This window comes from Micromonospora solifontis (assembly GCF_003725545.1).
In the GTDB taxonomy this organism is placed as follows: Bacteria; Actinomycetota; Actinomycetes; order Mycobacteriales; family Micromonosporaceae; genus Micromonospora; species Micromonospora solifontis.
On sequence record NZ_RJLN01000136.1, the window covers coordinates 1 to 9,011 of the forward strand.

Consider the following 9,011-nt stretch of genomic DNA (forward strand, 5'->3'; position numbering starts at 1 on the left):
CAGTCACCAACTTCTCGGCGTACACCATGGGAAGCGGGTAGCCGGTGATCACGATTTCCCCGTCGAGCAGGCGGGGAAGCTTGATGGGCTGCGGATCGGGCCAGATCGGTCGCCGACGTTGACGTCAACGTGAAAAGTCAGTCGTGCAACAGCGAGGCTGCCGGTGAGGTTGACCCGTACCCCGCTGTAGACGTCGTCGTCCCGGATCGTCTCTGCGATCGCGGTGGCCGCGTCGAAGACGAGGCCGTCGTCGAGAGGCTGGCTCGCCACCTCGCGAACAACCCTCAGCACATGGTCGGTGTCGTTCGACATCCATCGGCCCTGCAGGTCAACGTCCCGGGTAGGCCGGCGGGCAGCATAGGCCGCCATCAGGACCCCGCCCTTGAGCACGAGTCTGTCCGCGTTGGGCGACAGAGCCAGGCGAGCCAGAAAGCCCTCCAGGGCGTACACCTGATGCAGTTCGTCGGTCGGGCGGCCGGTACGGCGGGCGAGGTTCTGTAAGTCGAGGTAGGCACGGCCGGCGACGGTGGCTCGGGTCGGTCGGGTGGTCACAGCAGGATCTCCAACGCCTCTCGGAGTGGCCGCTCGGCCTGTGGAAGATGTCGAGCCATCGCCAGCAGCGTCGACGGTGCCGCGCCACGCTGCCTCAGCCATCGCTTGAGCGCCCCGTACACCAGATCCGGGCCTTCACGGTGGCGGAGCCGGATGGCGTCGATGATGCTGCGCTCGGGGTTGTAGATCCCGATTGAGGTCTCGGGATCGAGTGGCAGGGTCGTGCGCCCGACCTCGAAGGTGACGGGGTCGAATGAATGCCAGGCGACCGGCGCGGTGGTGACGGGTCGGTGCCGCCCGCGGGGCAGCGCGACATCGATCCGGGACGGGATCTCGTCGGTGAGGCCGTGCCGAGCCAGCGCGGTGGTCAGGCAGAGGGTGGCGAGCGGGGCGCGCCGGGCGATCTCAATGAGGTCGAGGTCGACTTCCTCGGCCTCGCAGCGCCGGTAGAGGCCCCGGCTGACCAGGTCGATTGCGCCCTGATCGCGTAGCCGATAGAGCCGCCAGCGGGAGATACCGGCCGCCATCGCCTGGGAGTAGGTGAAGGTTGACGGGAGCCGGCGCAAGACTGCTTCTTCTCGGGCAAGGTCATACGCCAGCACAGGAGAAACTCTACACAGCCCCCGGCAGATGTAGCGGGTTTCTCCGGTGAAGGCGGGCATGGTGTCGTGGGGATGCCGCTTCGATCGGGGCGCTACCGCTCGCGCAGCCTGCGGACGGTCTTCAAGCAGGAGGCCTACCGCCGTGCTCGACCACGTCGTTTCACGCAACTGTGGCACTATCCCGGCGTCGTGTCGGCGGGGAAGCGCTCGTGGCCCAGCACGGCGAGCAGCCGCAGCTTCTCCTGGCCCTCGCTGCGCGGCGGGGCGGTGAGCACGAGCAGCGCCTGGGACTGGTCCTCGGTGAACAGCACCTGGCAGTCCAGCTCGATCGGCCCCAGCTCGGGGTGGATGAGCGTCTTGTGGTCGGCGAAGCGCTGGGCGACCTCGTGCCGCTCCCACAGCTCGGCGAACTCCGGGCTCGCCTTCCGCAGCGCCCGCACCAGCTCGCCGGCCCGCGACTGCGGGCCCATCGACCCGTACGCGGCGCGCAGGTTGGCGACCTGGGCGCGGCTCTGCCGGTCCCGGTCGTCCTCCGGGTAGCGCAGCCGCTCGGCCGGGTCGGTGAACCACCGGTAGACCTCGCTGCGGGCCAGGCCGGTGTAGCCGGACCGGTCACCGAACAGCGCCTCGGCCAGCCGGTTCTGCACCAGGGTCTCCCCCAGGTTGGACAGGATCAGCGCCGGGGTGTCGTCGAGCCGGTCCAGCACGCGCAGCAGCGCCGGCGCGACGTGCGTGGCCGCGGCCACCGGGGTGGGCGGGTTGTGCCCCGCCACCCGGAACAGGTAGTCGCGCTCCTGGCTGGTCAGCCGCAGCGCCCGGGCGAGCGCGGCGAGCAGCTGCGCGCTCGGCTGGGGGCCGCGCCGCTGTTCGAGCCGGGTGTAGTAGTCGGCGGACATGGCGGCGAGGGCGGCGACCTCCTCGCGGCGCAGGCCGGGTGCCCGGCGGCGGGCGCCCGCGGGCAGGCCGACGTCGCCGGGCTGCAGCGCCTCGCGGCGGCGGCGCAGGAAGTCGGCCAGGGCTGCGCGGTCCATGACCCCAGTATCCCGTCGCGCCGGGCGCGAACCAGGGATCACCGATCCCCCGATAACCGATCTCTGCCCCCGGACCGGGCCGACCGGCGAAGCTCGGGGCATGAACATCACCGGAAACACGATCTTCATCCCGGGCGCCACGAGCGGGATCGGACTCGCCCTCGCGCTGGAGCTGCGGGCGAAGGGCAACACGGTCATCGTGGGCGGCCGGCGCACCGACCTGCTCGACCTCATCGCCGCCGACTATCCGGGCATCGACACCGTACGGATCGACACGGCGGATCCGGCGAGCATCGACTCGGCCGCGAAGCAGGTGCTGGCCCGGCACCCGGACCTCAACGTGCTGGTCACCATGGCCGGCATCATGCGGGTCGAGGACTGGCACCGGCCGGAGTCGTTCCTCGCCTCCGCCGAGTCGATCATCACGACGAACGTGCTCGGCCCGATCCGCCTGATCGCCGCGTTCATCGAGCACCTGCGGGCCCAGCCGGACGCCACGATCATGACCGTCTCGTCGGGTCTCGCGTTCGCTCCGCTCAAGGCCACCCCCAGCTACAACGCCTCGAAGGCGGCGATTCACATGCTCAGCGAGTCGATCCGGTTGCAGCTCGCCGACACCAGCGTGAAGATCGTGGAGCTGGAGCCGCCGGCCGTCCGCACCGCGCTGCTGCCCGGCCAGGAGACCAGCGAGTTCGCCATGCCGCTGGACGAGTTCGTGGCGGAGGTGGTCGCGCTGATCGAGGCGCAGCCGGACGCCACGGAGATCCAGGTCGAGCGGGTGAAGTTCCTCCGGTACGGGGAGGCGCGCGGCGACTACGACCAGGTCGTCGCCACCCTCAACCGGGCCGACCCGCACGGGAAGTGACGTAACGAACAACCTTCGTCCGGCCGGTCCTGCCGGCCGCGGCGGGCTGGCTAGGTTTGAGGCAGCAGGGAGTTGCCCCCCGGGGTCTCCGTGCACGACCGCCAGGGAGGGCGCATGCAGTCGCGGACCGATCTCATCGAGGACCTGATGGGGCGCTTCCCCCACGTGCCGAGAGAGGCGGTCATCAAGGAGGACCTGCTGCGCGGCGGCCTGGCCTTCGACGACTCGGCGTTGACCGACAACGAGAGCGGCACCGTCAAGCCGAAGTCGTACTTCATCTTCTCCTTCGACCACCGGACCCTGCCGGACCTGGGCACCGCCGCGCTGCGCCGGCCGCCGGAGGAGATCGTGCTCACCGGCGGCCCGTACGGGCTGCGCCGCACGGTCGTCTCGGTCCGCACCAATCCCGACTCGCCGTACCGGGTCAAGGACGACGGCGACGGCCGGCTGCGGCTGTTCCTGGACGGCCGGCCGATCGCCGACGTCGGGCTGCCGCCGATGCCGGACTACTACCGGCACACCCTCGCGAACGGCAAGTCGGTGATGGAGGTCGCGCCGACGATCCAGTGGGGCTATCTGATCTATCTGACGGTGTTCCGGGTCTGCCAGTACTTCGGCGCCAAGGAGGAGTGCCAGTACTGCGACATCAACCACAACTGGCGTCAGCACAAGCAGGCCGGCCGCCCGTACACCGGGGTGAAGCCGGTCGAGGAGGTGCTGGAGGCGCTGGAGATCATCGACCGGCACGACACCACCGGCGCGTCGCAGGCGTACACCCTGACCGGCGGCAGCATCACCTCGAAGGTCGACGGGCTGGCCGAGGCCGACTTCTACGGCCGGTACGCCCAGGCGATCGAGGAGCGGTTCCCGGGCCGGTGGATCGGCAAGGTGGTCGCCCAGGCGTTGCCCCGGGCCGACGTGCAGCGGTTCCACGACTACGGCATCCGGATCTACCACCCCAACTACGAGGTGTGGGACAAGCGGCTGTTCGAGCTCTACTGCCCCGGCAAGGAGCGGTACGTGGGCCGGGAGGAGTGGCACCGGCGGATCCTCGACTCCGCCGAGATCTTCGGGCCGCGCAACGTCATCCCGAACTTCGTCGCGGGCGTCGAGATGGCCGCCCCGTACGGCTTCACCAGCGTGGACGAGGCGATCGACTCCACCACCGAGGGCCTGCAGTACTTCATGTCCCGGGGCATCACCCCGCGGTTCACCACCTGGTGCCCGGAGCCGACCACCCCGCTGGGCCGGACCAACCCGCAAGGTGCGCCGCTGGAATACCACATCCGGCTGCTGGAGGCCTACGCCGCGACCATGAAGGCCAACGGCCTGTCCAGCCCGCCCGGGTACGGCCCGGCCGGCCCCGGCCGCGCGGTCTTCTCGGTCAGCTCGTTCATGGACAGCCTGCCCGCCGAACCGGAATTGGAGTCGTAGCGGGCCGCCGCGGGCGGGAAGATGACGGCATGCCGAGCCGTCTCACCGCCATCGCCATCGATGGCGTCACCACCGCGCAGGAACTCGACCGGTTGCTGGCCCTCGGTGCCCGCCTCGCCGACGTGGGCCAGCCCGCCGACGTGAGCTGGGTGGTGCTCGCCGATCCCGAGGGCAACGAGTTCTGCCTGCTGTCCCGCCCGGTGCAGGAGCTGTAGCCGGCTGTGTGCCGGACAGCACACCGCCGGGGCATCACACGCGCGACCGGTCCGTCGTCTTCAGGGGTGAGACCTGCAGACAGGAGACGAAACCATGAGAGTCCTGCTCGCCGGCGCCTCGGGCGCCGTCGGTACGCCGCTGACCCGCCAGCTCATCGCCGCGGGCCACGAGGTGATCGGCATCAGCCGCAGCCGGACCAACGCCGAGCGGCTGCGCAGCGCCGGCGCCGAGGCCGTGGTGGCGGATGTGCTGAACCGGGACGGCCTGCTCGCCGCCGTCCGGGACGTGCGGGCCGACGCGGTCATCCACGAGCTGACCGCGCTGGGCACCGTGAAGATGCGGGACGCGCTTCAGGGTACGAACGAGCTGCGTACCACCGGAACCGCCAACCTCCTCGCGGCGGCCCGGGCGGTCGGCGCGCACCGCTTCGTCACCCAGTCGATCATGCTCGGGTACGGCTACCGCGACCACGGCCCGAAGGTGATCACCGAGGACGACCCGTTCGGTGAGCCCGTGGGCGGCCTGCTCGGCGGCGCCGTCGCGGCCATGCGCTCGGCCGAGGAGCAGACGTTCTCGGCCGACGAGATGGAGGGCGTCGCGCTGCGCTACGGCTTCTTCTACGGCCAGGACAGCATGACCCGGATGATGGTCAACCTGGTGCGCAAGCGCCGGTTGCCGGTGGCGTCGTCCGCCGGCTTCGCCAACTTCATCTACCTGGAGGACGCCGCCGCGGCGACCGTCGCCGCCCTGGAGAAGGGGCGTGCCGGGCAGGCGTACAACATCGTCGACGACGAGCCGGTGCGCTGGGGGGACTACCTGGACACCATGGCTGCCGCGTTCGGGGCGCGCCGGCCATGGCGGGTCCCGAGCTGGCTGCTGCGGCCCATCCCGTACGTACACGCGATGATGACCACCTCGATGCGCGTCTCCAACGCCAAGGCCAAGCGCGAGCTGGGCTGGGCGCCGGCGGTGCCGACCTACCGGGAGGGGATCCCGCTGGTCGCGCGAGCGGGCCGCTGAGGCCTGATCTCGGTTCGCCGCGCTCGGGTCGGCTGATCACGGGCGCGGCGACCGCGCGGCGCGACTCCTGCCGTCGGCGGGCTGGCGCGGATCAGGGGTTCAGATGCCGGCCTCGTTGGCGTAGAACTGGTTGTCCTCCCGCCAGCCGCCCTGCCCCATGCCGATCTGCCGGTAGTCGGCGACGAACTCGACGGCGCTGACCCACTTGACCATCTTGAAGCCGAGCTGGGTCTCCAGCCGGATTCGCACGGGCGCGCCGTGCTCGATCGACAGCGGCGCGTCGTTCATGTCCAGGGCCAGGATGGCCTGCGGTTTGGTCAGCAGGTACAGCGGAACCGACTCGTAGTAGACGCCGGAGCTGCCTTCGGTCCGCGCCTTGTCGTCGAAGGCGTAGAACACGGCGTGCCGGGCGTCCGGTAGTGGTTTGACCAGGTCGAGCACCCGGGCGAGCGGCACCCCGGCCCACTGCGCGACCGCGGTCCAGCCCTGGATGCAGTTGTGCTTGGTGATCTCGGACTGGTTGCCGAGCCGGCGTAGCTCGTCGAGGCCCAGCGTTACCGGATGCTCGACCAGGCCACCGATTGACAACCGGTAGTCGCGGAAGCCGTCGGCGGCCAGCCGCTGGTAGTCCTCGCCCACCGGCGGGTAGCCGTTGACCCGGAAGTAGGGGGAGATGTCCCGGCGGGAGTAGTGCTGGCGGGACGTGAAGCCGCGGGAGATCCGCCGCTCGAACGGGTTGACCATCAGCCCGAGCAGGTGCTGGGTGCGCCGCCGGTGGTGCAGCGAGAACCGGGTGATGACGACGTGGAAGGCGACGAGGAGGAGGAGCCCCAGCAGGCCGATCGCCAGGCCCAGCCGGCGGTCGGCGTCGTAGCTGCCGAGCACCATCGCGGCGAACTCCCGCGGCAGTCCGTGCACGATCACCATGGCGGTGTGCACGACGGTGAAGGCGGCGAACGCGACGAGCCCGAGGAAGTGCAGGCTGCGCGCTTTCTGCCGGCCGCCGAACAGCCGGGTGTAGCGGGGGAAGCGGGCGATGACCGACGGGGACATCGCCGCGCCGGTGAGGATCTGGAACGGGGCCAGCAGGAACACCACCACGAAGTAGCTGAGCTTCTGGGCGGCGTTGAACGGCTCGACGGGCAGCGGGCCGGCGAGCCGGAACTGCAGGTAGGTGCCCACCGTTTTGACGGAGTCGGGGAACAGCGACCAACTGGTGGGCACCAGGTAACGCCAGTGGCCGGTGGTGAAGACCAGCGCGAGGTAGACGGCGCCGGTCAGCACCCAGAACTGGACGGTCATGAAGTGCCAGTGCCGGCCCAGCCCGAGATTGCGCCGCCCGGGCAGGGCGATCACCGGCGACCACGCCTCCTCCTCGTCATGCGAGGTCCACAACCGGCGGGAGTCCGGGGCGTACACCTTCTTGGAGAACCGGGCCCACGGCCGCGCGGGTGGGCAGTCGTCGCTCCAGTACAGCTTCGGATGGGCGGCGAGCACCTCCAGCCCGGAGCGGGCCAGCAGCAGCAGGAAGAAGATGTTGAGGAAGTGGGTGACGATCATCCAGATCGGAAAGAAGCTGGGCACTCCGGCCGTCCCCGACTAGGGCGTGTCCTGCCGATCTTGTAGTGGTTGATCGTTGACGATGTCCCGGTGGTACGTCGTGGTGAACTGACCGATGAGGCGTGGGCGGTGATCGCGCCTCTGCTGCCGGAGTCGGGCGGTGCGCGGGGGCGGTGGCGGGATCACCGGCAGGTCATCAACGGGATCCTGTGGAAGCTGCGTACGGGTGCGCCGTGGCGTGACCTGCCGGAACGCTTCGGCCCGTCGAAGACCTGCCACGAACGCCTGCGCCGCTGGACCGCGGACGGAACCTGGGATCGGATCCTGGCCGCGGCGCAGGTGCATGACGATGGCATACCGGTGCAGTGGACGATCAGCATCGACTCGTCGATCGTGCGGGCGCACCAGCATGCCGCTGGCGCCCGCAAAAAAGGGGCTCCCCATCAAGTCCAGCGACGCCTGATGCGCAAGATGGCGAGGCCATCGGCCGCTCCCGAGGCGGACTGAGCACCAAGATTCACCTCGCGGTCGACGGACGCGGCAGGCCGTTGTCGATCCTGCTCACCCCCGGCCAGGCCGGTGACAACCCCCAACTCTTGGCGCTGCTGGACGCGATCCGCGTCAACGAGCCCGGACCTGGCCGGCCCCGCAAACGTCCCGAGGTGCTGATCGCCGACAAGGGCTACGCGCATGACTCCACCCGCCGGGCCTTGCGCCAACGAGGAATCCGGCACGTCATCCCGGAACGCTCGGACCAGGTTGCCCGCCGGGCGGCCAAGGGCAGCACCGGCGGGCGACCCCCGTCCTTCGACCAGGCGATTTACCGCAAGCGCAACGTCGTGGAACGCTGCTTCAACCGGCTCAAGCAGTGGCGTGACCTGGCCACCCGATACGCCAAACGGGCATCGCTCTACCGGGCCAGCCTCGTCCTGATCGCCGCGATCATCTGGCTTCCATGATCGAGCCGGATCCCTAATTGCCGAACCGCTCGGTGAAGTTGTGGATGAAAGTCCCGGTCGTGTCTCCCGCGAATACCGGGCGGACCGAACCGAACTTCGCCAGCATGGCGCGGGCCCCGGGCAGGTCGCCCGACACCGCGAGGCAGACGGCCAGAGTTGCGTACTCGACCTGCGATTTCGGCCGTTCGAGCAGGGTTTCGATCAACTTCGGCAACGTCTGGTTGCCGACCAAGAACGGCTCGCCATAGGCCACCAGGTCGGCCACCACGCGGCCAACTGCTTCGTCCACCTGTTCCGTCGACGCGACCCACCAGCGAAACGGCGTGACCTTGGACGGCTCCGCGTCGTGGACCAGATTGGTCATGCTTGCACCGACCTGACACACGGCGTCCGTACGGCCGAAGAGTTGCCTCTGCAACTCGGCGGCGGCGGCATGTTCGACGCCGACGCTGGAACTGAGCGAGACACCGTCGCCTCCGGCGAGGTTAACGCCGAAGTGGAAGACGACCCCGTGGAAAGGCTCGCGGACGAAGGCAACCTCGTCGTCGGGCACGAAACGATGCCGCCGCCATCCGCCGGGTACCAGCTGCTCGGTCAATCGATCGGCCACCCGCATCGGGATCTGGGCGACTTCCGGTCCTGTCGTCACGGAGGAATCGTGACATGCGAGGTCATGGCTCTTGCAGCGGCACAGGCAGCGCAACGCCCAGCGCGGGCATGCCACGAGCGCGTAGCTGGGCTGTGCACTCACGTGATCGGCAGGACAGGGCCT

At 69.6% G+C, this 9,011-nt stretch carries 9 protein-coding genes and 1 pseudogene; 5 read left to right on the forward strand and 5 right to left on the reverse strand.

The window, feature by feature from the left end; all coding sequences use genetic code 11:
• Window positions 1-48: 48 nt before the first annotated feature.
• The 3 genes from EFE23_RS26455 to EFE23_RS26465 form a co-directional block, all read right to left on the reverse strand.
• Window positions 49-552, reverse strand: coding sequence for a nucleotidyl transferase AbiEii/AbiGii toxin family protein (locus EFE23_RS26455; RefSeq protein WP_158675927.1), 504 nt, complete (start codon window positions 550-552; stop codon window positions 49-51).
• On the reverse strand, window positions 549-1,214 hold the full coding sequence (locus tag EFE23_RS26460; RefSeq protein ID WP_233601155.1) for a type IV toxin-antitoxin system AbiEi family antitoxin domain-containing protein: 666 nt from the start codon (window positions 1,212-1,214) through the stop codon (window positions 549-551). Before EFE23_RS26460 ends, EFE23_RS26455 begins: the two co-directional genes overlap by 4 nt.
• A gap of 116 nt (window positions 1,215-1,330) precedes the next feature.
• Window positions 1,331-2,185: a helix-turn-helix transcriptional regulator gene (locus EFE23_RS26465; RefSeq protein WP_123243614.1), complete on the reverse strand. Its 855-nt coding sequence runs from the start codon at window positions 2,183-2,185 to the stop codon at window positions 1,331-1,333.
• A 100-nt stretch (window positions 2,186-2,285) separates the two neighbouring features.
• Here EFE23_RS26465 and EFE23_RS26470 point away from each other — a divergent pair, with 100 nt between their 5' ends.
• From EFE23_RS26470 to EFE23_RS26485, 4 genes and pseudogenes are all read left to right on the forward strand, one after another.
• Window positions 2,286-3,050, forward strand: coding sequence for an SDR family oxidoreductase (locus EFE23_RS26470; protein WP_123243615.1), 765 nt, complete (start codon window positions 2,286-2,288; stop codon window positions 3,048-3,050).
• Window positions 3,051-3,164: 114 nt separating this feature from the next.
• Window positions 3,165-4,484, forward strand: coding sequence for a radical SAM protein (locus EFE23_RS26475; RefSeq protein WP_123243616.1), 1,320 nt, complete (start codon window positions 3,165-3,167; stop codon window positions 4,482-4,484).
• 80 nt (window positions 4,485-4,564) lie between these two features.
• Window positions 4,565-4,699 (forward strand): annotated as a pseudogene (locus EFE23_RS26480) (VOC family protein); the annotation flags it as partial.
• 94 nt (window positions 4,700-4,793) lie between these two features.
• Complete coding sequence (locus EFE23_RS26485) at window positions 4,794-5,720, forward strand: NAD-dependent epimerase/dehydratase family protein (RefSeq protein WP_123243617.1); 927 nt, start codon at window positions 4,794-4,796, stop codon at window positions 5,718-5,720.
• Between the two features lie 99 nt (window positions 5,721-5,819).
• Here EFE23_RS26485 and EFE23_RS26490 read toward each other — a convergent pair whose 3' ends face one another.
• Window positions 5,820-7,304 (reverse strand): molybdopterin-dependent oxidoreductase, encoded by a 1,485-nt coding sequence (locus tag EFE23_RS26490; RefSeq protein WP_199737251.1) that lies wholly within the window; start codon window positions 7,302-7,304, stop codon window positions 5,820-5,822.
• Between the two features lie 66 nt (window positions 7,305-7,370).
• Between EFE23_RS26490 and EFE23_RS26495 the strand changes: the two genes are divergently transcribed.
• A protein-coding gene (locus EFE23_RS26495) for an IS5 family transposase (RefSeq protein WP_233601156.1) occupies window positions 7,371-8,239 on the forward strand; the annotation gives its coding sequence in 2 pieces (ribosomal slippage) (window positions 7,371-7,713 and window positions 7,713-8,239; 870 coding nt in all).
• Window positions 8,240-8,252: 13 nt separating this feature from the next.
• Here EFE23_RS26495 and EFE23_RS26500 read toward each other — a convergent pair.
• The coding region (locus tag EFE23_RS26500) for a hypothetical protein (RefSeq protein WP_204348515.1) at window positions 8,253-9,011 on the reverse strand (759 nt) is incomplete at its 5' end.

Bases quoted from the DNA above. Each gene is read 5' to 3' on its own strand.
- EFE23_RS26460 (WP_233601155.1), bottom strand. From the start codon at position 1,214: ATGCCCGCCTTCACCGGAGAAACCCGCTACATCTGCCGGGGGCTGTGT.
- EFE23_RS26475 (WP_123243616.1), top strand. From the start codon at position 3,165: ATGCAGTCGCGGACCGATCTCATCGAGGACCTGATGGGGCGCTTCCCC.
- EFE23_RS26465 (WP_123243614.1), bottom strand. From the start codon at position 2,185: ATGGACCGCGCAGCCCTGGCCGACTTCCTGCGCCGCCGCCGCGAGGCG.
- EFE23_RS26485 (WP_123243617.1), top strand. From the start codon at position 4,794: ATGAGAGTCCTGCTCGCCGGCGCCTCGGGCGCCGTCGGTACGCCGCTG.
- EFE23_RS26470 (WP_123243615.1), top strand. From the start codon at position 2,286: ATGAACATCACCGGAAACACGATCTTCATCCCGGGCGCCACGAGCGGG.